This is a genomic window from Moritella dasanensis ArB 0140, assembly GCF_000276805.1.
GTDB classification, from domain to species: Bacteria; Pseudomonadota; Gammaproteobacteria; order Enterobacterales; family Moritellaceae; genus Moritella; species Moritella dasanensis.
On the sequence record NZ_AKXQ01000008.1, the window covers coordinates 139,816 to 162,877 of the forward strand.

At 39.4% G+C, this 23,062-nt stretch carries 19 protein-coding genes; 12 read left to right on the forward strand and 7 right to left on the reverse strand.

What is annotated here, in order from left to right; translation table 11 throughout:
* Nucleotides 1-6: 6 nt before the first annotated feature.
* Nucleotides 7-1,461, reverse strand: a complete 1,455-nt coding sequence (locus tag A923_RS0108765; RefSeq protein WP_017221293.1) for an HD-GYP domain-containing protein — start codon at nucleotides 1,459-1,461, stop codon at nucleotides 7-9.
* 399 nt (nucleotides 1,462-1,860) lie between these two features.
* Between A923_RS0108765 and A923_RS0108770 the strand changes: the two genes are divergently transcribed.
* A complete protein-coding gene (locus tag A923_RS0108770; RefSeq protein ID WP_017221294.1) occupies nucleotides 1,861-2,715 on the forward strand; it encodes a sigma-70 family RNA polymerase sigma factor in 855 nt (284 codons plus the stop codon).
* Nucleotides 2,716-2,828: 113 nt separating this feature from the next.
* On the opposite strand, the gene A923_RS0108775 is transcribed toward A923_RS0108770, so the two are convergent.
* Nucleotides 2,829-3,326: a methylated-DNA--[protein]-cysteine S-methyltransferase gene (locus A923_RS0108775; protein WP_017221295.1), complete on the reverse strand. Its 498-nt coding sequence runs from the start codon at nucleotides 3,324-3,326 to the stop codon at nucleotides 2,829-2,831.
* A 265-nt stretch (nucleotides 3,327-3,591) separates the two neighbouring features.
* On the opposite strand from A923_RS0108775, the gene A923_RS0108780 reads away from it, so the two are divergent.
* Nucleotides 3,592-6,105, forward strand: coding sequence for a bifunctional diguanylate cyclase/phosphodiesterase (locus tag A923_RS0108780; protein WP_017221296.1), 2,514 nt, complete (start codon nucleotides 3,592-3,594; stop codon nucleotides 6,103-6,105).
* Between the two features lie 113 nt (nucleotides 6,106-6,218).
* Here A923_RS0108780 and A923_RS0108785 read toward each other — a convergent pair whose 3' ends face one another.
* The 4 genes from A923_RS0108785 to A923_RS0108800 form a co-directional block, all read right to left on the reverse strand.
* Nucleotides 6,219-7,730 carry a methyl-accepting chemotaxis protein gene (locus A923_RS0108785; protein ID WP_017221297.1) on the reverse strand — a complete coding sequence of 504 codons (1,512 nt, stop codon included), beginning with the start codon at nucleotides 7,728-7,730 and terminating at the stop codon, nucleotides 6,219-6,221.
* 265 nt (nucleotides 7,731-7,995) lie between these two features.
* Nucleotides 7,996-9,972: an alkyl sulfatase dimerization domain-containing protein gene (locus A923_RS0108790; RefSeq protein ID WP_017221298.1), complete on the reverse strand. Its 1,977-nt coding sequence runs from the start codon at nucleotides 9,970-9,972 to the stop codon at nucleotides 7,996-7,998.
* A 191-nt stretch (nucleotides 9,973-10,163) separates the two neighbouring features.
* Nucleotides 10,164-11,069 (reverse strand): LysR family transcriptional regulator, encoded by a 906-nt coding sequence (locus tag A923_RS0108795; RefSeq protein ID WP_017221299.1) that lies wholly within the window; start codon nucleotides 11,067-11,069, stop codon nucleotides 10,164-10,166.
* A gap of 191 nt (nucleotides 11,070-11,260) precedes the next feature.
* Complete coding sequence (locus tag A923_RS0108800) at nucleotides 11,261-12,685, reverse strand: alpha-amylase family protein (protein WP_017221300.1); 1,425 nt, start codon at nucleotides 12,683-12,685, stop codon at nucleotides 11,261-11,263.
* 270 nt (nucleotides 12,686-12,955) lie between these two features.
* On the opposite strand from A923_RS0108800, the gene A923_RS0108805 reads away from it, so the two are divergent.
* Complete coding sequence (locus A923_RS0108805; RefSeq protein WP_017221301.1) at nucleotides 12,956-13,150, forward strand: YwbE family protein; 195 nt, start codon at nucleotides 12,956-12,958, stop codon at nucleotides 13,148-13,150.
* A gap of 55 nt (nucleotides 13,151-13,205) precedes the next feature.
* Complete coding sequence (locus A923_RS0108810) at nucleotides 13,206-13,778, forward strand: hypothetical protein (RefSeq protein WP_017221302.1); 573 nt, start codon at nucleotides 13,206-13,208, stop codon at nucleotides 13,776-13,778.
* A gap of 50 nt (nucleotides 13,779-13,828) precedes the next feature.
* Here the strand turns inward: A923_RS0108810 and dcm are convergent, their stop codons facing one another.
* Nucleotides 13,829-15,196, reverse strand: a complete 1,368-nt coding sequence (gene dcm / locus A923_RS0108815; RefSeq protein ID WP_017221303.1) for a DNA (cytosine-5-)-methyltransferase — start codon at nucleotides 15,194-15,196, stop codon at nucleotides 13,829-13,831.
* Between the two features lie 183 nt (nucleotides 15,197-15,379).
* Between dcm and A923_RS0108820 the strand changes: the two genes are divergently transcribed.
* From A923_RS0108820 to A923_RS0108855, 8 genes are all read left to right on the forward strand, one after another.
* Nucleotides 15,380-16,795 (forward strand): MvaI/BcnI family restriction endonuclease, encoded by a 1,416-nt coding sequence (locus A923_RS0108820; protein WP_017221304.1) that lies wholly within the window; start codon nucleotides 15,380-15,382, stop codon nucleotides 16,793-16,795.
* A 129-nt stretch (nucleotides 16,796-16,924) separates the two neighbouring features.
* On the forward strand, nucleotides 16,925-18,637 hold the full coding sequence (locus A923_RS0108825; RefSeq protein WP_017221305.1) for a class I SAM-dependent methyltransferase: 1,713 nt from the start codon (nucleotides 16,925-16,927) through the stop codon (nucleotides 18,635-18,637).
* Nucleotides 18,638-18,771: 134 nt separating this feature from the next.
* Nucleotides 18,772-19,467 (forward strand): hypothetical protein, encoded by a 696-nt coding sequence (locus A923_RS0108830; protein WP_017221306.1) that lies wholly within the window; start codon nucleotides 18,772-18,774, stop codon nucleotides 19,465-19,467.
* Nucleotides 19,464-19,967, forward strand: coding sequence for a hypothetical protein (locus tag A923_RS0108835; RefSeq protein WP_017221307.1), 504 nt, complete (start codon nucleotides 19,464-19,466; stop codon nucleotides 19,965-19,967). Before A923_RS0108830 ends, A923_RS0108835 begins: the two co-directional genes overlap by 4 nt.
* Nucleotides 19,967-20,713, forward strand: a complete 747-nt coding sequence (locus tag A923_RS0108840; protein ID WP_017221308.1) for a hypothetical protein — start codon at nucleotides 19,967-19,969, stop codon at nucleotides 20,711-20,713. The genes A923_RS0108835 and A923_RS0108840 overlap by 1 nt, the downstream gene beginning before the upstream one ends.
* A gap of 200 nt (nucleotides 20,714-20,913) precedes the next feature.
* Nucleotides 20,914-21,396: a glycine-rich domain-containing protein gene (locus A923_RS0108845; RefSeq protein WP_017221309.1), complete on the forward strand. Its 483-nt coding sequence runs from the start codon at nucleotides 20,914-20,916 to the stop codon at nucleotides 21,394-21,396.
* A gap of 139 nt (nucleotides 21,397-21,535) precedes the next feature.
* Nucleotides 21,536-21,889 carry a hypothetical protein gene (locus tag A923_RS0108850; RefSeq protein ID WP_017221310.1) on the forward strand — a complete coding sequence of 118 codons (354 nt, stop codon included), beginning with the start codon at nucleotides 21,536-21,538 and terminating at the stop codon, nucleotides 21,887-21,889.
* Between the two features lie 29 nt (nucleotides 21,890-21,918).
* A complete protein-coding gene (locus A923_RS0108855) occupies nucleotides 21,919-22,833 on the forward strand; it encodes an NYN domain-containing protein (RefSeq protein WP_017221311.1) in 915 nt (304 codons plus the stop codon).
* Nucleotides 22,834-23,062: the final 229 nt, after the last annotated feature.

Genomic DNA, 23,062 nt, shown 5'->3' on the forward strand with positions numbered 1-23,062 from the left:
TCATCCTTATGCTGCTTGTTCTTTTTCATCGTTATACGTTAGGGCAATACTAACAAACATTTGTTCACAATTAATGAATGCTTCAACCACTGCTGGATCAAAGTGGCTGCCATTACCCGCTAAGATAATTTCTTTGGCCTTATCGTGGCTGAATGCAGGTTTGTAAACCCGTTTAGAGATCAGCGCATCATACACATCGGCCAGTGCCATCAAGCGTCCTGATAGCGGAATGTCATCGCCACTTAATTGATAAGGGTAACCGCTGCCGTCCCATTTTTCATGGTGGCTGAGGGCAATTTCACGGGCGATAGCCAGAAAGCTGTTTGAACCCATTTGTTTTTCTGCCACGGCAATGGATTCTGCACCTATCATGGCATGGGTTTTCATGATGGTAAATTCGTCATCAGTCAGTTTACCGGGTTTCAGCAAAATGGCATCGGGGATGCCGACTTTACCAATGTCATGTAGCGGTGCGGATTTGTAGAGTAAATCCACCGTCTCATTGGTTAAATAATCACGGTATTTAACGTGGTTCTGCAGTTGAATAGCTAATGCGCGCACGTATTCTTGGGTACGTAATATGTGCCCGCCGGTTTCATTATCGCGCGCTTCTGCTAATGCTGACAAACCGACAATCGCCACATCTCGGGTTTGTATTATTTCGTCTTTGCTTTGCGCCAGCTTGTTGAGCATATCATTGGTGTAATAAGCAATAATCCCCAGTTCACCTTGATGTGAAACCGGTACGCGCGCACTGAGGTCACCGTTGGCAGCGGCGATCAATACCCGTTGCTGATTATCTAATAATAGTCGTAATAACTGTAACCAATGATACATGATCGTGCAGGTATACATAATCAATACCACGGCGACAAAGGCAAATTCTTTGATGATGCTGACTAGCGCGGCTTGTTCTTCGATTTGACCGATATTGTCGGTTAACCAGCGCACATCTTTGACCATGATCATGGCTAAAATAGTGGTTAACATCATCACGATAAACACCACTAACACGGCAAGTTGACTGGCAATGGAATGACGCATATGAGTCATCTGCTCGGGCAACTGTTGGTATTCGGTGTGTGGGTAATGTTTCACTTGCGCTTGCAGTGCTAAATCGAGACTAATGAGTGTCCCTAAACTGCCAATCCCAAACAGCACCTTCAAGCCACTTTCAACTGGAAAGTCATAATAACTGTGATACCAAGCAGAAAGCGCTATTGCCCCAACAATGAAAATGCTCCACTCGAGTAAAGCATTTTTAAAGCCGACGCGATCTTGGATCAACTTGGTTCTCACAACGAACATGGCGGTGAACGCGATAAAGGTATAAGCACTCGTCTGCCAGATTGAAATGGATTCGATAAAGGGACAGACACGACCACCATAAATACTGAAGATCACGGCAGCACAGAAATAATGTAGCGCCGCGCGTTGTTTTGTGAGTGTTAACATCGTCATAGGTGCATTCCTAGGCTTAAAAGTGCAGTCAGTATACTGACTTTTTATCGAGATACTATGCTCCTTGTGGACTATTATTCTATACGTTATCAATTAAGTTAACGTTAACATTATAAAATAACTAATATCTTATTAAATCAGTGGCTTATGTTGTTTGTCATATGTATGGAATGGCTTTTTATGCAAGCTGGATAGCTCCGACCAGACATTTTTCATTACTATTTTTCGATCCAGCTCACATATATGTGAAGCATTGTCACGTTTTTTGATTGTTAGGTTAGGACTACCTAGTTATTAGTATTTTTGAGTGCTTTAATGCTTATCTAGTACTTATGATTGCAGTATTCAAGCTGAGTGTTTCAGTAAGGTTAAGCGGTTACAACTTTATAGGAGAGAGAAATGGATATATCTCACGAATCAACTGCACTGGATGCTTACATGCAACAGGTCAATAAAAATAGTAAGTTATTGACGAAAGAAGAAGAGTACGACATTGCCGTGGCGGTTGCTAATGGTGACTTACGCGCCAAGGACCGGATGATTGAAGCTAACTTACGCTTGGTGATCAGTGTCGCTAAGCGTTATCAATATAGTGCTATTCCATTAGTGGATATTATTCAGGAAGGTAATACTGGATTGATCCGCGCTGTTGAGAAGTTTGATGCCTGTAAAGGCTATCGTTTTTCCACGTATGCGGTGTGGTGGATCAAGAATAACATCGAGCGCAGTATTATGAATAATGCGCGAACCATCCGTATCCCGATCCATATTGGCAAGATGCATAAAAGTATTGGTAAGGTCGCGAGAGAGCTTGGGCTTGATGTTGGCAGTGATAATGACCTTGTTGTCATCGCGAAGGTATTAGAAACAGATGTCGATGAAGTCATGGACGTATTGTCTTATTACTTTAATGAATTAAGTTTAGATAAAGGCATGGCAACTGAGAGTGATGCGGTGACTACGCTTGGCGATATTATTGAAGATGAAGCGCATCGTACACCGAGTGCTGAAATTGAAGGCGGTAATACCCGAGACTATCTGCTAGCGTTATTAGAAACCTTGCCGCAAACAGAGCGTCGTGTGATTGAGCTGCGATTTGGATTAACAGGTGAGGATCCGTTGAGCTTATTACGTATTGGCGAACGGTTATCTATTTCTCGGGAAAAAGCGCGAACTATCATTCGCACGAGTCTGAGAAGACTGAAACCTAAATTGTTAGTAGACAGTGTGCAGCAACATGATTACATTTCGTAAAGCCTAACGCTTGCGAAATTCGTACTTGAACCGCTTGTGTATAACTTATATCTGGTGATCACAAGCGGTGTCTCATCAACTATTACCTACCATACCTACCATACCTACCATACCTACCATTTACGTTGTTCCAGTGAAATGAGTTGTTGTTTTAGCTCTAATCCGTAGGCATAGCCAACCAGCTTATTATTAGCGCCGATAACGCGATGGCAAGGAATGATAATCGGGATCGGATTTTTGTTATTGGCCATGCCAACCGCGCGTGATGCATTGGGATTGCCCAGACCAGCTGCAATGTCTTTATAACGATTCGTTTGTCCATACGGTATCTTGAGCAGTTGTTGCCAAGCATGGCGCTGGAAAACGGTGCCAGCGGGGTTCAGTTTAAGGTCAAAACCCTTTCTTTGGTGATTGAAATATTCACGTAATTGCTGTTTAGCGTCATTAAAATAGGTACTGGAATGTTGCCAGTCGGTAGAGATGTGAATGGCTTTTGTATTATTGTCGATCATGAGTTGCGTAATGCCAGCTTCATTACCGACTAAGATTATTGGACATTCTTGCTCACCAGTGGCAGAAGTGTAGGAGATGGTGAATTTATCGTAATACATAACGGCTTTACAACTTAAACGGTAGGATCATAGATAACTAAAGTCTAATTGAAACTTACAACATTTTTTGTTATCTAGGTCTGATTAATTGCACTTGATTGCAGGTCTCTGTGAGCTATTTAGAAATCGAGCTTGTCAGCCTAAGCCCCCTGAGATCATAGTTACCATCGATAGGTTATTGAAATTATCCACACCATATGTTATCTATATCGAAAATATAGGATTCGACCGGCCTATATAACTATCGTAATAAGTAGAATGTTTTATGGATAACAATTTAAATAAAAATTTGTTGAGAGTTATTCAACTAATACCGATAGTTTTAAGCACAGTATTTACTTTGATTATTATTGCGTTGTTGCTTATTAATAATAGAATCGAACTCAACGAAAATATCAGTAGTTTACGCGCAGATTTCAATGAGCGTCAAAAACAGCAGATTAAAAACAGAGTAGATACTATTTACCAGCAGGTCAGTTACGAACGCGATCGCATGGAGAATTTATTAAAAGCGGATATTAAAGAAAAAGTGTATCAGGCACACGATATCGCGAACGCTATTTACACTGAGAATCAAGATAAATCCGCAGACTATGTACAAGCATTGATCGTGACCGCGCTAAAAAGCATCCGTTTTAACAACGGCCGAGGTTATTACTTTATCTATGATATGGACGGCAATAATATCATGTTGCCTTATCACCCAGGCAAAGAGCAAACCGACCTAATCAATATGCAAGATAGTAGCGGGTCTTATCTTATTCAGGAATTCATCACGCTAATTAAAGATAAGGGTGAGGGATTTACTCAGTGGTTGTTTTATAAACCTGATACCAATACCAATACCGATACTGATAATCGCAAGATGAGCAATGAACGGGATAAAATTGGCTTTTTGAAGCATTTTGAACCTTACGACTGGATCATTGGCAGCGGAGAATATGTTGAGAACTTTGAAACCACAGTAAAGAATGACCTATTACACTGGATATCAACTATTCGATTTGGCAGTAATGGTTATATATTTGTACTGGATGATAATGGCGTGATTTTGGCGCACCAGAATAATGAATTAATTACCCAAGTTTATGGTGATTATCAGACCGAAGAACAAGTTAAGATCCTGTTTGATACAGCAAAAGATAATGGCGGGTATGTAAAATACGCCAGCTTATTCCTGCCTGATAATATGACCGGGCCGGACAAAATTAGCTATGTGAAATGGTGTCCCGATTGGAAATGGGTGATAGGTTCTGGAGTATATGTCACCGCGATGGAAGAATACCTGCAACAAAAAGAACGAATGATTGTGCAGCAGAACCGCATGAAGCTATTTGCATTAATTGGCTTTAGTCTGCTACTTATCCTTGTTGTCGGTTTTTTCACTCATCATCTAAGAGCACGGCTGACGCAGCGATTTTCTCAGTTTGAAACTAAGATAGAAACCAATTTTGTTAAACTGAAAAATGCGAATAGTGCGATGCTACATATGACACTACATGATCCGCTTACTGGGCTCCCTAACCGCACTGCGCTAGATAAGTTTGTGCAGCAACGACTGACAGATGGACATGGCCAGTACCTCGCAATCGCTTTTGTTGATATCGATAATTTTAAGTATGTAAATGACCTCTACGGTCATACTGTCGGTGATGAATTACTTTGTGCGATCAGTCGGCAGTTTGAAACTATCTTGGATACTGACGATATGGTCTGTCGTTTTGGTGGCGATGAATTCCTGTTCTGTTTTTCTGGGTTAAATATGAAAGTGGAGATAGCGGCTAAGGTGGCCAACGTTAAAGCTATATTTGACACTAAAATGCGATGTAGTGAACGAGAAATTAAATCAAACTGTAGTGTTGGGGTATCGGTCTTTCCCGATGATGCTCAAACCCTTGAAGTCTTGATTGGCAAAGCAGATATTGCGCTTTATAAAGCAAAGGATCAGGGTAAAGGTAAGGCCTGTTTATTTGAAGCTGAATTTGATATCCAGTTAAAACGTCAACACCTTATGAAAGAGGAACTTTATAAGTCGCTGGAACGAGGTGAATTTACGGTTAACTATCAACCTCAGGTAAATGCGCACAACAAACAGGTGGTCAGTGTTGAAGCACTTTGTCGCTGGAACAGTCCTGTTTTTGGCGTGGTGAGTCCTGTTGAATTTATTACAATGGCCGAAAAATGTGGTGCTATCCATGAGCTGGGTTTAGCGGTTATTAAGATCGCCTGTGAGGACATCTTATCCATATCGCCGAATGGTCACGAAGCATTAGCGTTATCTATTAATATCTCTCCGATACAGGTTATTGATCCTGAATTCTTTAGTAATATAAAACGGGTTGTTAACGCGACGGGTATCGATACATCAAGAGTGACGTTTGAGCTGACAGAAAGCGCGGCCATTGACAGTGTATTGGGCTTGTCACCCTTATTCCATGAACTAAGACAGTTTGGTTTTGGTTTGTCTCTTGATGATTTTGGTACTGGTTTTTCATCACTGAGTTACTTGGGGGATCTGCCTTTTAGTGAGATTAAAATTGATCGGTCATTTATTAATAAGTTTTTAGATAATGAGCAAAGTGATGCCTTGGTAAAAACGATTATCGCTATCGGTAATTCATTTAATATGACAGTGGTTGCTGAAGGCGTCGAAACTCAAACACAGTATGAGAAGCTAAGGCATTATAATTGTGATTTATTGCAGGGTTATTTCTTTGCTAAACCGCTATGTCTGAATGAGCTGGTGAAGCATATTAACAGTGTGTCAGCGGGGTCATAGGCGCACCGCATGTCTTCAGTTCCAACCATTACGGTGAACTGCAGACATGAGTGTATCGGTTTAGCTTACTAGCATAAGGTATCGGCTTAGCTTACTCGCATAAAGATATCGGCTTAGTTTGCTGGAATAAAAGTATTCGCGAGGTTACTGATGGCGTTAATGTCGTGTTTCAACTCATCCATTTGGCTCACTACCGTGTCGGTATGTTGCCAGTTAAGCTCTGAACCTTGTTTAATATCGATAACGTGATTGTTGATCTCGTTTGATACTACGCTTTGCTCTTCAGCGGCGGTTGCTATCTGCATTGATAGTTGCGACAGTTGCTGCATTTTTTCGTGGATAATCGCAATTGCCTGATCTGACTGTTCTGCTTGACCGACACATAGGTCAGCATTATCTTTGTTTTTCTTCATCATGATTAACCAATCATTAATGGTTTCTAACATAGTCGATAAACTGGTATGAATGTCTTTGGCCGTATCTTGGGTACGCGATGATAACGTACGCACTTCATCTGCGACTACTGCAAAACCACGGCCTTGTTCACCAGCACGCGCCGCTTCAATTGCCGCGTTTAATGCCAGTAGGTTGGTTTGATCGGCAATCGCTTGGATGTTGGTCATCAAGCTGCCGACGTTTTGGGCTTCGGTGTTTAGCTTGTCAGCGGCAGTCGAGGCTTGTTCAACTTCTCTGGCTAGCTGCTTGATCTCGACTGTCGTGGTATTGATACCACTTTGCGCGGTTTCACATAGCATAAAGGTCGCATTGATTTCATCAGAGGTTTCGACACTATTACGTACAATTTCACCCGTCGAGGTGAGCATTTGCGACATTGCAGCACTGACTTCCGTGAGTTCTTGTTGTTGATGAAGCAAGTTAGTACGGATCTGGTCGGTACCCGCTGACACTCTTTCAATAACCAGTTGTACTGGTTTAGTCGAGTCTAATGTACGTTCTAAAATAGCTTTAATTTTAATCTTAAGCATGCCCATATTAAAGTCGAACACGCTGGCGGTGCCTTTGCCGAAATAGACTTGGCGGCTGACACTGTCAAACATTGACTGCATGCGTTGGGCTTTTTTCGCCATAGGGACGATGTCTTGCCAGAATATGATGATAGGTGTAACAGCTGAAAATAAAGCAATCAGTGATGCGGCTAAACCCAACTGCGTATAGATAAAGAATTGCGCCACTATACTAATGAGGCTTAACAGGATAAAGCGTTGAGTACGGGTAAACTCAAACAACAGTCCTTTGCCTTGCAGGCTTTTGTAAACGGTACTCGCCCGGTTGACCATTTGCGGCGTCGCGGCTGTACTGACTTCTTGATAACCGACTATTTTGCCGTTTTCAAACTGTGGTGTAATAAAGGTATCGAGCCAAACATCACCGCCACTTTGCGTTTTTTTACAGATAACACCTTGCCATGAAAAGCCTTGTGCTAAGGTTCTTTTCACTTCGTCAATGACTGTCGCTGGCATGGTTGATGAATCTAGCGCGCGGCTATTCTTTCCTAATAATGCATCTTGTGCATACCCTAATGCGTCACCGTAGTGCTTGTTAACATAAGTGTATTCACCGTTGCTGTTTACTAATGAAATTAATTGCGCGGAGTTGTTAGCCATCAAGTTACCTATTAATGTGTAAATCATCGATTAATATAACAAAATAACATTGAACTTAATTAGAGTCATCTGATAGTTACTTGTTATGTGGTAGTTATAGCTATTATTTTTCCACTTTCATGTCTTGGTTATTTTTGAGTCATTTTTTGGTGGGTATTTTTACTGCACATATACATGAAGGGACATAAATGGACATAAAGGGACATGAAAGAACACAAAGGAACCATGATAGTTCCTTTGTGTTTACATTAATGCGAGAAGTGAATTAACGTACGATAAGCATGATCTCTTCTGGTGACATCGGTTTATCGAAGTAACTCATGAATTGACCAAAGTCTTGGATACTACCTTGAGCAAATGCAAAATCACCTGATTGCATATTCTGACCAATCACTTGTTGACCATTTGGACCAGCCATTAAGATTTGGTTCAATACCGCACGTGTTGTGTTGATTTGAACGTCAGCACCTTCTAGTGCTTTTTCGTGTAATTGAGCAATACCGTTACGAATTTCAATGGTGAATGATTCGTTAGTATCCGCAAAGTTATACGTTAGCGCCGTTTGCACGTCTAATGTTTTCTCAGCGATTAGCGTAGCAGTCATCATTTCAAAGATTTGCTTGCTTGGTAGCGCTGTTAATACGTCAACAGATGCGAAGCTGATTAGGTTAGAGAAGTCACGAGTATCTTCTAGCTCAGCTGCTGCATTTAGACCCCAGTTACGCCAGTTGATGTTCACCTGATCTGCTGCCCATGCTTTGTAAGCTTGTGCTTTAAGTTGACGTGCTTCAGTATCGTCTTTGTTTACTGTAATTGGGTAAGACAATATTTCAGCTGCAAAGGTGAAGTTTTCTGCTGCGATAGCTGCTTCTGCCGTTTTGATTATGTGGTCACGACCGCCCATGATTTCAACGAATGCTTTAGCACGTTGATTGTAAGCCATTGGCTCTAACTGCCATGGATCTGCTTCATAGAAACCGATGTAACCAACATAGATTTGACGCACCGCGTGTGCAACAGTACCGTAGTGCTCACCTAACCAAGGGTGATTAGCAAGATGTTTAGGCAGTTTAACCACTTCAACTAACTCATCAGCTGTCATCCCTTTGTTCATGTAACGGATAGTTTGGTCATGCGTATATTGAATCGCATCACGGTAAGCTGTTAATACGTTAGCGACTGCTGCTTTACCTTCAACTGGACGACCATGAGAGTTAATCATGACGTCAACATCAAATTCACGCATTACGTCAATACCTTTGAACCACATTGCAGGGTCACGGAATTTAGTACCACGGATTGTGTGTAGGTTAGGAAAGTTTTCACCTTGTAAAACCTCTGCAGCGTGCAGGATTTTTTGTTCAGGAAGGTAAACAACGATTTCATCTTTTGTTTCAGATGGCACGTTAACAATCTGTAGTTTAACACCAGAGATAGTGATATCTAGCGTCTCTAGTGATGGGATAAGTACGTTTGGTTCGATGAACGAGATGTCACCTTGCATGAAACGAGGACCTAGACCGTCGTTTACAGTACCATTTTCGCCTTCTTCAACGTGCTTAGCACCGGTGAAAGACGTACGTTGACCAAGTAATGTGCCTAGGTTTGATGACCAGTTAGCAACCGCTGCAGTTAGACCTTCTTGTGCGATGATTTGAATTTCACCAGATGCTACTTGCTCATCAGTTGCCCAAGCACGCACACCAGAGATGTGATCGATGTGGTTATGTGAGTAGATGATTGCTTTTACTGGTTTGTCAGTGATTGCACGGAACTGGGCTCTAACAGACTCGGCCATTTGTACTGATTCGCCTGGATCAATAATGATAATACCATCGTCACCTTCAATCATAACGGGTGTATCAAGACCAAAACCGTAACCGAGGTAAACGTTATCATCAACTTGGATGATTGCTTGATCCATTTTACGACTGTGTTTAGTCAGAGTAGGGTGTACCTTATCTGATTCAGCAGTGTAAGCGATATTCTTACCTGTTTTAGACAATACTTTAATACGTTTGCCTTCACCCCAAAATAGGTTTGATTCATTTTCAAATAGCACATCGCTTGTGTAGCGAGCATTAAGATCGATGTTTTGGTATTGCGCTGCAGAACTGGTTTGCAGTTCTTGACCTACTCTTGACGTCGCTTCTGTAACAGGCGTCGCGTTAGCAAAACCGGATGCAAATAATGCTGCAGTAATCGCAAGAGGGAGAGCCATTTTCTTAAATGTATTAGCCATGATAGTGACCTTATAGTGTGTTTCACAATTGAATAGTTTATGAAGCTAATAATAGCGACCTGACTTATGTGAAAACACAGGCTAATACGAATTCGATCTATCGGTTTTACGATAGGTCATTTTAAGATAAATGGTTTTACGATTCATTTTTTAAGATACATTGTTTTAAGATACATTGTTTTACGATAGTTTTACGACAAACTGTTTGCTGCTTTGATTAACTCGTCCCTTAACCATTTGTGACTGGGTTCGTGATTAAACTTTTTCAACCAAATAAGGTAATTGGATATATTTTTATATTCGAATGGTGGTTTGAACATTTGCATTTTCAACTGGTCTTTAAATTGTAATGCCATCGAGAGCGGCACTGCTGTGAGGTAATCTGACTGGCTACACAACAACATATTACTGAACATGGATACGCCGTGATAGGCGACTTTACGCTTGCTGACGTCGAGGGTGGTGTAGTGGCTCAGGCTAAGCATTTTGTTTCGCGTTCGGTCTAATATTGCATGGGTTTCTGCCATGTATTGCGTTTCGGTTAGTGCATGTTTAATTCTGGGGTGGCCTTGGCGACACAGCACCACAAATTCGCCATCAAACAGTTTCATCGATGCAATATTCGGGTGATGGGGTGGGAAGATATCAATCATGACATCGAACTTTTGTGTTAACAGCCCCTCGTATACGTCTTCATCGTCGTAGGGTTGTTCGAATACTTCTAAGGTCAGGTTGTTGTTTGGTTGTTCGGCTAATTGGTTGAGCATGGCTAATTGTAAATGCTCTGGTGCCGCCATCATAAACTGACGCGTGGATTCCGCGGGATCAAACTCGCCTAGCGCTTGAAATACAGCATTCAGTTGCTGAATGGGATCTTTGATTTGCGCGTATAAACTTGTTGCGTATGCACTCGGCACCACGCCACGACCACTGCGGATAAACAGGTCTTGGCCTATGTCCTTCTTCAATCTGGCTAATGCGGTACTGATAGTCGATTGGTTGGTGTTTAAGTGCTCGGCCGCTTTACTCAGGCTGCCTTGTTCTATGACTGCGGCGAACACGGCCAATAAATTAAAATTGGGGATGTCGTTACTCATGGCAGCTATCTCTTCAGTTTTTAGCGGGCTAAGTATCTAACCTATCGTAAAACCGATAGAAAGGTCAATGTGTCCTTCGCCATCAACAAAATAAATCTCTCGTTTTAGTTAGAGGTTTATTTTGTTCCACGGTTGTAACCCAACGCACTAGGTTAGCTTTTATAAGCGCGTTGGTTATAAACTTGACGATGTTAAAGCACAAACATTCTCGCGGTCTTGCCTGGGATAGACAGTTTATGATAACGCGATGTAATGGTTTCGCTATGATCACTCAGCTTATCTTTATAGGCCACATTCCAATTAAACTCAGTCTTGTATGTGTCTATGGTATAAGAACGCTCTTCAGCACATTTATTGATGCCAACGAGGCCATTTTTTTCACGTTGAAAAATCAGCATACACTTATCACTATATAAGGTTGTCATCTGTTTACCTTTCATTTCATTGTGAAAGCTAATCATCTTAACCATATAATCGCGATTCCAAACATTTTCCCATCGACCATTATCCTTATCTTCATTATCTGGCAGTGCATCGCTATAAATTAACGGTGTGCCTCCGTCTCGACCTAAAATATAGGCATAGGCTAAATTTTCATTAATTGGATCCATTATCTGATAACGAAACCCATCATTAGTCGGAATATCATGGGTAATAGTAAACGTGATAGCGCGGTTATTCGGTAATGCTTGACCATAGGCCTCTGGATCGTGAAGCAAAGACATGCTGCCATTATATGAGAAAGCCGATCTTATCGACGCAAATAGCGGAAAGTCATAAGCGCCATGATTGGTGTTATTCAAATAAGGTTCAAGAAATTTATGGTAGTTTGACTCGCCTTTACCACCAGTGGTAATTACCTCACCAAACACATGCATACCAGCAATGATCTCTGGGGTGAATACTTGGCTCACTTGATAATCACTCATGTGTTTTACGGCATCAATCCGAAAGCCTTTTACGCCCATATTTTTTAAAGCTTGCAGGTATGTGCGTTGTTGCTGAACCACATAGTCGCTAGGATCAAGGTCAGGTAAGCCTTTGTCGTTATCACCACCACACAGTCTCCAGTATTGTACGTCACCAGGGTCTTCATAATTAGTGATACAGCCCGGTGGATGAAAGTCGGCGCTAGAGAATAACCCCTTACTTAGGTCGCTAAACAGGGTTTGTTTTTTTATATATTCACTATTGGCACTGTATTGGGCTAACACTTCACTGCCTGGATAATTTAGGTCGTCTCTTTTCCAGCTTTCATTCGCCATGTGGTTTAATACGATGTCGGCGTATACATCCACACCTTCTTTTTTAAGCGCGAGAATCAACGCCTGTAAATCTTCTTTGTTGCCTATAGGCGAATCAATTAAACGAATATCTTGCGGTTGATAACGCGCCCACCATTCTTTACCAGACGATTTTAACGGTGGTGATACTAATACTTTTTTATAACCAGCTTGCGCTATATTCTTCGCTTGTAAAGTGACGTCACTATACTTCCAGTTAAAAGCATGAAGAATGGTATCTGCACTAGCATTGGTTATGGTGCCGGATATAAACATCGCGCCTAATAATAATTTCATTATTGGATTTGATGTAAATTTTAAATTTAATTTCATCGTTATGTACTCATTTAAAATATGATTTTTTTACTATAAATCTAAATTTAATTATCCATAATTATTTATTCCAAATGTTGAATCCATACCTCTTTCGGTAGTGCCTTATTTTTTAGTTATAGTTTATATATGTGTTAGATATAACTAATTGTACGAGTGCATTTATAGCTTAAAGATATTCTGGCGATGGCATTGACCGGATACTCACCATAGGGCAAACTCACAACCAATATAATGTAACACCACACTGATTTTAATAAGGAAAAAAACATGAGCGGAACCAACAGAGCAGACATTCAAAAAGGTGCATCAGTATCAATAGTACTGAAACAAGACCAACGCAGTGGTAACTTGACGGACGGGATTGTGAAAGACATTTTAACGAAGTCAGCGAATCATCCGCACGGTATTAAAGTGCGTTTAGAAAGTGGTGATGTAGGCAGAGTTAAGGTTATTAAAGACTGATTTAGAGTAATATTCATATTAAAATAGTTCCATTACATTGTTAAGGTAATTAAGTATGGAAACGGTAAAGTTACTGATGTTGGTTCTTGGAGGTGTTATTTCTCTTTCATTTACACTTCACAAACTTAAGTTAGGGGGCTTCTCTTTCAAAGTGCAAAAATATGATTATTTTGAAAGATTACAATTATTATGCGGAAGTGATGCCTCTATTAATCTAGTTAATTTACGCGTTGCGTTTAGGTGTGTAACAACTAGAGAGTTAACCCCAACAGAAATGGAGTGGTTTTTATATACTCCCGGAGCATATAAATTTATTGGGCGCTATGGTAGAAGCCAAAGGTTTACTTCAATAGATATTGTAAGTAATAGATTTATGTGGAATGAAAAATTATTAACAAAAAAGCTGCGACGGATCGAATTAATTAAAATACTTGCCATATATACAAGCTCAGGAACGTTTGGATCGCTTTGCATACTAAAAGGAGGTGATATTTCATCTTTTCTAGGGTTTGATTTTACCTATGCTTCTTATGCTATAGGTGGAATATTATCTATTATGGCATTAGTTTTTTTGTATTTGTCCTTAATCTATCAAGACTCTGAATATTTAATAAAAGATAAATTATAATTAAAGACTCAGAACTTGATTATGCTAAAAAGGTTCTGAGCCTTTAACGGTTACTTCCTGTTTTTAGATTTTTTTATAGCTTCAATAATCGAAGGTTTCATTAAGTTAGCAACAGCTTCAAATACAGGAGCTACAACAGAGTTTCCAAATTGACGATAAGCTTGAGTATCAGAAACAGGTATTCTGAATTTTGATTCGTTTGGCTTGTCAAATCCCATTAATCTAGAGCATTCTCTTGGTGTTAATCTTCTAGGTCTGTTAATTTGGTTAGCTTCATTTTGGAAGTCAGTTTCAGCTAAACTCATGTCCCAACCTTTATGATCAATTAGAATTTCTGATCCATCTTTATGATAACGAGCTGAAAGAGTGCGCGCTACAGCATTTTCATTTTTAGGATCGACTAAACCGAAACCAAAACCATTACCTTTAGCTTTATGCTTTTTAGCGTAATTATATAGGTACTCCCATAATTTGGGAGTAAGCGTATACTTAGCATCTACAGATTTATCAAGTAAGTCGTTAAAAGTAGGTTTACTCTCAGGAAATACAATATCTTTTAAAGTAAACCCTTTGGCCACATCTAAATCTTTTCTGAACCCAACAAGTACAATTCGCTCTCTGTGTTGAGGAGTAAAATGTTTACCATCAATGATTTTAGGATCTCTTGGACCACTTGCATCTACATCAGCAACATCATAGCCAAGTTCAATTAGTGTCTCTTGAATGATTTTAAAGGTCTTGCCTTTATCATGACTTTTCAGATTTTTTACGTTTTCAAGGATGAAAGATTTTGGACGTTTCGCTGCGATTATTCTGGCAACATCAAAGAATAGAGTTCCCTGTGTTTCGCACTCAAATCCATGTGAACGACCGAGAGAATTCTTCTTAGACACACCCGCAAGTGAAAATGGCTGGCATGGAAATCCGGCTAGTAAAACATCATGATCAGGTATCTGTTGATCGATATGCTTATAAGCCTCTTTCTCTGAAATACTCTCATCTTCCGATAACGTTACTGAACGGATATCTTGATTGAATACATGTTTACCAGGTTCTGAGTACCAATTTGCTTTATAGGTTTTTACAGAAAATTTATTCCATTCACTTGTAAATACGCAACGACCGCCAATTGATTCGAACGCATTTCTTATTCCACCAATACCAGCGAATAAATCGATGAAATCAAATTCTGGTTGTTCGTAATGAGCAGGACGTTTTGGTAATAGCGTTTTTAAATGTTCAAATTCATCATGAGTAAGCTTTTCCTGAGCTTTTCCATTTCTCCAACGGTTAATCGCTTCACGATTCCATTTTTCAGGGGAGATGGTATTTAGGTGTAATGCAATTTGTTTTTGGTCATAAATTTCTAGTACTTGTTCTAGTAATATCAGACCTTGGCTATCAGGAAGTTCGTTCATAATTCAACTCTGGGTATAATGTGTGACGGTTCATCACTAATCTGACCCAGAGAGTACCTGTATACCTAAACAGTATCAAGTAATCCGTTAAAAAAATATTGTTTAGTATAGTCAAGAAGTTCATATTTAGGTTAATCTATTGAAAAGTAATCCTTTATAGATAAATAAATAAGAGAGACTCAATTGAAGCCTGCAGTGTATGATTCAATTCAAGCAGAAAACCTAACTATTGATGAACTTAAAGAAAATTTTCGTAGCCATGGTATTAGAAGACTCTTATTTAAACGATTATCACCAAATGATAATAGTAAAAATCAACCTTACATGGCAGGTCATTTAACAGATTTAAGCTTCCTACCAACACCGGAAATAATACCTTCAGTATCTAGTTCAAACAAAAAAAACAACAAACGTTCAGCGAAGTTTTGTGCACCTTTATCTTGGACTTGGTTATCGCCAGATAATCTCCTATTTGAAGCTCCAAATGCACAAGTTATTTATTATCCTCAATATCCAGAAGTTAGGTTGTCTGGTTTTTTGTTGGGAGCAAAGATTGATATTAGCCGATTGATGTCACCATTAAAAGATGGGCGGAGTAAGGGAAGAGTATTATTTCTTGGTGTTAGAGAACATGATGTTATTGCATATCTAGCTAGCCCTGAAAGTATAATATCAGACAAAATTAATAGCACGGTTCCTGATTTTACAGAGGGCGTATTTGAGGAATTAGATTTTTCAAATAAAGGTGAAGAAGACCAAATAAACGAAATTAGTATTACATATTTACTGCAAAGTAATAAAAATAAATTACTTAGCGAATTAACGAGAATACACCTTAAAGGCTGGATTCCAAGTAAGAGATATACAGCTGATGGGACTATCATTCCATATACCGCCCCAAATGGTGGAGGGTACACGCTAGAAACTGAATTGGGTATTATCCCTAATGGTTCAAGTGATCCAGATTATAAAGGTTGGGAAGTTAAGCAATATGGCGTCACTAATTTTCAATCTAAAGCTGCGAAAGCACTAACATTGATGACTCCTGAGCCTGATGGTGGCTATTATGTCGCATCTGGTGTTAATGAATTTATGCAAAAATTCGGATATTTAGATTCTAAAAAAGAACATAGAATTAACTTTAATGGTCGACATGATGCTTTAACTCTGAATAAGAAAACACAACTTAGATTAGTTGTGGAAGGGTTTAATATTGAAAAACGCATGATGACGGACCCATTTGGTTATATAGGTCTAATTGATGGTAATGAAAACATAGCAGCTAGCTGGAGTTTTAGTAAATTACTAGAACATTGGAAGAATAAGCATAGTCGAGCCGTTTATGTGCAATCAATCAACCAAGTAGTTGAAGATACGAAGCAGTATTATTATGGGAAAACGGTTAGCCTTTACGAAGGCTGTAATATAAACACCTTATTAAACTCTATCGCACTAGGTGTAATTTATTACGACCCGGGTATTAAACTCGAAAATATAAATACAGATAAGCCAAAATCTAAAAGAAGAAGTCAATTCAGGGTTAAATCTACAGAGCTTCATAAGTTATACGATAAACAAGAAATTATAGATTTAGCCTGATTCTGTAAAAAGTTTTTTGGGGGCAGTCGTGGTTAGCCACTCGTATCTACTACCTATATATATTTAGAATACCTATTATGCTAATCTACCTCTGTCTCCACGCATCCAAATCTGAGGTTAAGATTAGCTATGCACGCCAACTTTTATGACGTTAATGCTCAACAACTTGCAGATCAATACTTATCCAAATCCTTCGAAGAAGTGCATGCCGCATGGGCTGAGTTATTACCTCCTATTTTAAATAAACCTAACGCCCGAATTCTTGATTTAGGTGCTGGGGCAGGGCGTGACAGTAAATACCTCGCAGAACAAGGCCAAGCCAACGACATTAGTATTGTTGCAGTTGAACCTGCCAAGCTATTAGCCGAAATCGGCCAGCAACACACCCAAGGCTTGAATGTAAAATGGGTGGAAGATTCATTACCTGCGCTAGATGTTGTTAGTCGCCAAGAAGTAACCTTCGATCTCATTTTACTCAGTGCAGTGTGGATGCATATTCCTAAAAGCGACCGTCCTCGCGCAATCCGTAAGTTAGCCAACCTCCTTAAACCCGGTGCCAAATTAGTTATATCCCTGCGTCATGGCCCAAGTGGTGATGAACGTAAAATGCATGACGTCAGTACTGAAGAATTAGAGTTATTAGCTAAGACTGTCGGTTTATCTGTCGTAGATATAACCAAACGTGATAGCGATAAACTTGGACGTGATACAGTTCATTGGCAAACAGTGGTATTACAACTGCCTGATGATGGTTCAGGTGCATTCCCGCTTATCCGTCACATAGCCTTGAATGATGGTAAATCAGCAACGCACAAATTGGCATTAATGCGTGTACTGTTGCGTATTGCAGATGGTCACACTGGCGCGGTTATTCGCCGTGAGCATTCTCGAGTCATATTAGCTGTAGGGTTAGTGGCGTTATATTGGTGCCATCAATACAAGATCCTTATCGACGATCATGGTTTATACCAAACCCCAAGTAAAAGCCCGAATATGGGTTTCATGAAAGAGAATGGTTGGCATGAGCTAACGCATCGCTCTGCAACTGATTATCGTATTGGGCACCTCTTTGTTGGGAAGGATGCTATAGCATTACACCGGACGTTAACGGCTGCAGTGAGCAATATCAAAAATATGCCCTGCAAATATATAACCTTGCCTAACAGTGATGTCAGTGTATTTGAAGTTGAAAGCAAAAAAGTACGTGCCAAAGACAGCTTGTTTTTAGATATGGAATCCTTGTCACAATGGGGGGAATTCTCGCTGCCAGAAACAGTATGGAATGCCTTTGCACGTTATGCGTGCTGGGTTGAACCTGTCCTTGTCAGTGAATGGATGAAAACCATGCAAGGTTACCAGGGTAATAAGAGTCCTAAGCAGCAACTTGCAATAGCCAGCTCATTAGATTGGTTAGAGGCTAAACGCTCGACAGAAGAGAGTCGAAAGCGTTTTGACGTATTACGACAAACACAAAGCCAGCAATGTGTTTGGTCTGGTAAAGTTTTAAAACAAGAATTTGCCATTGATCACTGCATGCCGTTTGCACGCTGGCCGAATAACGATCTGTGGAATCTGCTACCAAGTGACAGCAAAGTTAACGGTCAGAAAAGTGATAGTTTACCAACAGCAAGAAAGCTCAAGGATGCTAGATCTCGGATCACAGACTGGTGGCAAAAAGCTTGGAACGATGACCAAACGGACTCAATACGTTTCTTTGCTGAAGCTAATATAGCCTTACCAGGGCTAACGACGAATAACACCTCAATCGACGACCTGTTCGAAGCGTTGGAGTTACAACGCGGGCGACTGAAAGAAATGCAGCAGTTAAGAGAGTGGGGTTAACTGCAATAATCTAGGCTAAAGTGTGCTATAAGTCTTAGTAGGTATAAAAATACTTATGAAAATAAACTCTAAGTATAAATATTGGTTTTTAATATGATATTATTCAATTACTTAATATTTATACTGGAACGGAAATGGAAGCTTCACAACTTGTCAGTGATGATGAATATAGTTCAGAAACACAAACGACAACCTCTGCAAGTAAAGACCAAGTAGAACCCGAAGTCATATCACAGCTACAAAGTCCGATCACACCTGAATTTATCCCTAGAGAGATTGATTTTCTTAACCGACATCGTCAAAAGATTCGGTTATTCGATCCTAAAGGAGTGTATGAGTTTAGGCATATACAACAAACATGGCTTCACTCCTTACTGCAGGTAGTGACTATGTTAATTTCTTTGGCTTGTATGGTGGGTATATATTATTGGGGTTATCAGAGTAGTAAAGAAATTATAGTTGGAGTAGGTGAAGTATCTGATCTCACTTGGGTTAATGTATTCGAAGTTGTCATGAGCGTAGGTATTATTTTTGTAGCGATAAGAAAACTGGGTAAACAAGCTAAGCAACATCCGCAAAAGCGCTATCGTATAGCAATGATAGCTAATGCTTTTAATCGGATGTTATTTAACAACCTACGTCTAATGTTAATCGTTTTTGTACCACTAATCATAGTCGCGATGATCGTGGATCCTACACTGCAATCGATTAATTTTGAAAGGTTCGAAGAAGGTGCGACAGCAGATTTATTGGGTGCTGTATATACATTATTTATTGTTTTTATTTGTTTCAGGGCGTTTCGATTTTGTGGTAAGGAGCTGGCAGCATGAAGAAATTAATATTTTTATTAACCCTCGTTATTTCATGTAATAGTCTCGCCGATATTAGGGTCCCAGACCGTTGTGACGAGAGCGTTACCCTAATTAATAAAACGAACCTTATATTTTTTAATTCAACAGAAGTGATTAAAGCAGGCGAGTGTGTCGGCGTCGAATTGGTCAAAAGAGGCGTTGATCAAGAGCTATCTAAAGCTTGTGGTGAAGTGGTCGAAAATAAAACTAACGTATTAGGCGCATTAAGCTTAAGTAAAAAAGAAGCGCTACAAATAGGCCAGTGTATGGGCGTGATTAATTATGTATATGTCCGCTACAATAATGAGAAGTATCGTCCCTCACGTTATGACAGTTATTATTCAAAGTATAAGAATTATGTTTACCAGTGTGCAACAGATATGACCGCGGTGAAAAGATTAATATCTACGGGAGACTCTTTAAGCTCGCGTAGCAAGATCCGTGATGTTTTGTGTGAAGCTCAGGTGGATACGTATTGATGGCCCCACAAACTGAAACTGGATCAATAAATGACTATGCGAGAATTTTTCTAAAACTAAAACTAAAAGATAAGACGTTACCGATAAAATTACACAACGCATTAAATTCAATTTTTACAAAAAATCGGGATAATAGTAATGCTGAGATAAAGGCATTTAGGCAACGAGTTGTTATTGAAATAAAAACCGATCATAACAATCATTATTCGATTTTAGTCGGAAAAAGTAATGCGATTTATAATGCCTTATGTCTGATTGCTGTAGTTGGTGTTGGGCCAACTAAAAAAATATTTCAGTACCAAGATAAAATAGCTAAAAAAGTCAATATTTCTAGTTTGCTACAGCAAACCCAAGAGCAAGCATTGATCTTCTTTTGTCTTGGCATAGATATAAACAATATGACTGAAATTGCTAATAGCTTAGAGTCGAACAGTTTCGATTTGTTCACCGAACGACTGCCATCGCCTTTTGGCAGTTGCAAGAATGATAAATATAACCTCGCGCCTATGCTTGCCTATTTTGAAGAGCCTATTCCTTGGCAGGATTATGCTCGGCGTTATCAGCTCGCTGAATCAAGCTATGCTGAGAAAGACGTACAGGGTGCGATATTACAACTTGAAGCATTAGAACAAGAAGCATTACTACCTTTGCCGAGAGTAACTTCGTTGAAAGAAACCATCATTGCAAAACAAGCTGATGCCGAGGAAGCCGCGAGTTATTTACAGTCATTATTAAATTATAAATAAAATAATTAAATAACCCTTTTTTGTGCCCGGAACAAATTCATTATAACTCCTGTTAACCAAATAGGAGTTATTTAATGAAGACATATACAGCCTCATTAACATCGTTTAATGAACTAGTGCTCAATAATCGTCTTATTAAATATTCGAAATATATTAGTTAATCAAACTATAAAACTCATTTATTTATTAAGGAAAAATCAATGGAAGCATCAATAAATACAAGTGCAAACGGTATTCATTCATATGTTAATACACTCAATTTTGACAAGTTGAAATGGAAGCTTTGTGAGTCGAGTGAAGCTGAAATGACTAAAGAAGAATGTGCACTTGCCGAGCAAGAATATCGCCGCTATTTAACGTTAAAATTACTCCACCCAAAAGATATTTTAGTACCGAACAAGCTTGTCGATAAATTTTGGCATGCGCATATTCTTGATACTCGTTCATATCGTGATGATTGCGATAGCGTGTTTGGTTTCTATCTCGATCACTTTCCGTATTTTGGCATATACGGTAAAGATGATAATGAGAATTTAGAGTCTGCATTTACCAATACTAAAGCCAATTATGAACGTCATTTTGGTCAATATCCTAGTCAGCTAGCTAACGCTACACGTTGTAGTGGTCATGCCTGTCATGCGCCATCTACATGTGCATGCCGTACACCTGGTGCATGTAAATAGTCTTTGAGACTAAGTAACTTATCTCATTGCTAAAGATTAACAGCTCTGATGTAAAGAAACGGGAATGGTCATAATTTATAACATTAGGTTGTTATAGGACTGTTCCTCGTTCTAGTTAATAATATTGACAGGAATTGAAATGAAAAGTGAAACATGTTTTGGAAAAGTATCTGGTCAGCCTTTAACTCAATATTTTGATGAGGAAGAAGCGCTAAGCGGTGCTGAGTATGCTAAAGAGTATTATGACAATGACTTAAGCCCTTACCATTGCAATAAATGTGGGCTCTGGCATTTATCACCAAAATCACGACAAACGCCTAGCCATAAGTGTAATCATTGCACTGGTGGTGATGGAGTGCACAAGGATTCTTACCGCTCTAAGCGAGAAGCTAATTTAAGAGCTGATATTATTTATGGTGAGCAGGGGATTCGATTGAAAGTGTACCAATGTAAATTCAGTTCTGGATGGCATCTTACAAAGAGTGCTTATTAATTTAAGGGACTATACAAAGGAAAGAAAGGATGAAAACAGAATTAACGTTTGCAGTACTTGTCGATGCAGAAAATGCTTCGCACAATGAATACATAGCGATGTTGAAGGAAGTTGAAAATCACGGTGTTGTCGCCATCAAGTGGGTATATGCCGACTGGACTGACTCGCATCAAAAAGCATGGATAGATATCTTACACGAAACAGCATCAAGCCCTAAACAGCAGTTTCACTATGGTAAAGATGCTGCAGACCATGCTTTAGTCATGGATGCGATTGAAGTCATTAATAATAACCAACGTATTAATGCGGTTTGTATTGTGTCGAGTGATGGTGGTTTTTATAGTGTCGCACAGCGAATTAGAGAATACGGCATACACGTAATGGCCATTGGTAAGAAGAATACCCCAGAACGCTTTAGAAAGGCATGTCACAATTTTGTATTCACTGATAACTTATTCGAAGTTACTCAAAACAATAATAATGACTTAGATACTCTATTATTGAATGCTTATGATCGTTGTGTGGAACGAAATGATCCTGTTTACCTTGGCGACATGGGCAGCATGATTAAGCAAATTGACTCTTCTTTTGATCCACGAAGTGAAGGGTTCCAGAGCTTAAAGAAATTGATTAAAAGTAGGAGTGCACTTTTTGATATTGTTCAAGAAACCAATGACCGCTGTTTTATTACCTTGAAATCTAAAAATACCACAGATAAGACAAGTGCATTGAGTGGGAAAGTGCGTAAATGGGAACCGAAGAAAAGGTTTGGTTTTATTAAATCGAAGGATGGGGATTTTTATTTTAATGCTCGAGAATTACAAGGTAGTGACCGAGATATAAAGGAAGGTATTACCGTCACTTTCAATGCTACAAATGTCTCTGATGCAAGGGTAAAAAAAGACACTGAAAGTCCATCAGCGTTTAATGTAGCTATTGCTTAATACTACTTAGTGTCCTAAATGTGGTCTGATTATCTGTATGCCACCGAACTTAATGGTGAACTGCTTAGGTTGTGGTTACGATCTTAGCAACGATTGATTCATAACCCCTTAATATCCATATTGTTAAGGGGTTGGTATTAGTATTAGCAGGCCTCATTTCAAATAGCGTTATTTTATTCAGCGCGATTTGCAACGCTTGGACTTTTTATAATGTGCTTTCTGTTATGTC

Bases quoted from the DNA above. Each gene is read 5' to 3' on its own strand.
- A923_RS0108765 (WP_017221293.1), bottom strand. From the start codon at position 1,461: ATGACGATGTTAACACTCACAAAACAACGCGCGGCGCTACATTATTTC.
- A923_RS0108770 (WP_017221294.1), top strand. From the start codon at position 1,861: ATGGATATATCTCACGAATCAACTGCACTGGATGCTTACATGCAACAG.
- A923_RS0108775 (WP_017221295.1), bottom strand. From the start codon at position 3,326: ATGTATTACGATAAATTCACCATCTCCTACACTTCTGCCACTGGTGAG.
- A923_RS0108780 (WP_017221296.1), top strand. From the start codon at position 3,592: ATGGATAACAATTTAAATAAAAATTTGTTGAGAGTTATTCAACTAATA.
- A923_RS0108785 (WP_017221297.1), bottom strand. From the start codon at position 7,730: ATGGCTAACAACTCCGCGCAATTAATTTCATTAGTAAACAGCAACGGT.
- A923_RS0108790 (WP_017221298.1), bottom strand. From the start codon at position 9,972: ATGGCTAATACATTTAAGAAAATGGCTCTCCCTCTTGCGATTACTGCA.
- A923_RS0108795 (WP_017221299.1), bottom strand. From the start codon at position 11,069: ATGAGTAACGACATCCCCAATTTTAATTTATTGGCCGTGTTCGCCGCA.
- A923_RS0108800 (WP_017221300.1), bottom strand. From the start codon at position 12,685: ATGAAATTAAATTTAAAATTTACATCAAATCCAATAATGAAATTATTA.
- A923_RS0108805 (WP_017221301.1), top strand. From the start codon at position 12,956: ATGAGCGGAACCAACAGAGCAGACATTCAAAAAGGTGCATCAGTATCA.
- A923_RS0108810 (WP_017221302.1), top strand. From the start codon at position 13,206: ATGGAAACGGTAAAGTTACTGATGTTGGTTCTTGGAGGTGTTATTTCT.
- dcm (WP_017221303.1), bottom strand. From the start codon at position 15,196: ATGAACGAACTTCCTGATAGCCAAGGTCTGATATTACTAGAACAAGTA.
- A923_RS0108825 (WP_017221305.1), top strand. From the start codon at position 16,925: ATGCACGCCAACTTTTATGACGTTAATGCTCAACAACTTGCAGATCAA.
- A923_RS0108830 (WP_017221306.1), top strand. From the start codon at position 18,772: ATGGAAGCTTCACAACTTGTCAGTGATGATGAATATAGTTCAGAAACA.
- A923_RS0108835 (WP_017221307.1), top strand. From the start codon at position 19,464: ATGAAGAAATTAATATTTTTATTAACCCTCGTTATTTCATGTAATAGT.
- A923_RS0108840 (WP_017221308.1), top strand. From the start codon at position 19,967: ATGGCCCCACAAACTGAAACTGGATCAATAAATGACTATGCGAGAATT.
- A923_RS0108845 (WP_017221309.1), top strand. From the start codon at position 20,914: ATGGAAGCATCAATAAATACAAGTGCAAACGGTATTCATTCATATGTT.
- A923_RS0108850 (WP_017221310.1), top strand. From the start codon at position 21,536: ATGAAAAGTGAAACATGTTTTGGAAAAGTATCTGGTCAGCCTTTAACT.
- A923_RS0108855 (WP_017221311.1), top strand. From the start codon at position 21,919: ATGAAAACAGAATTAACGTTTGCAGTACTTGTCGATGCAGAAAATGCT.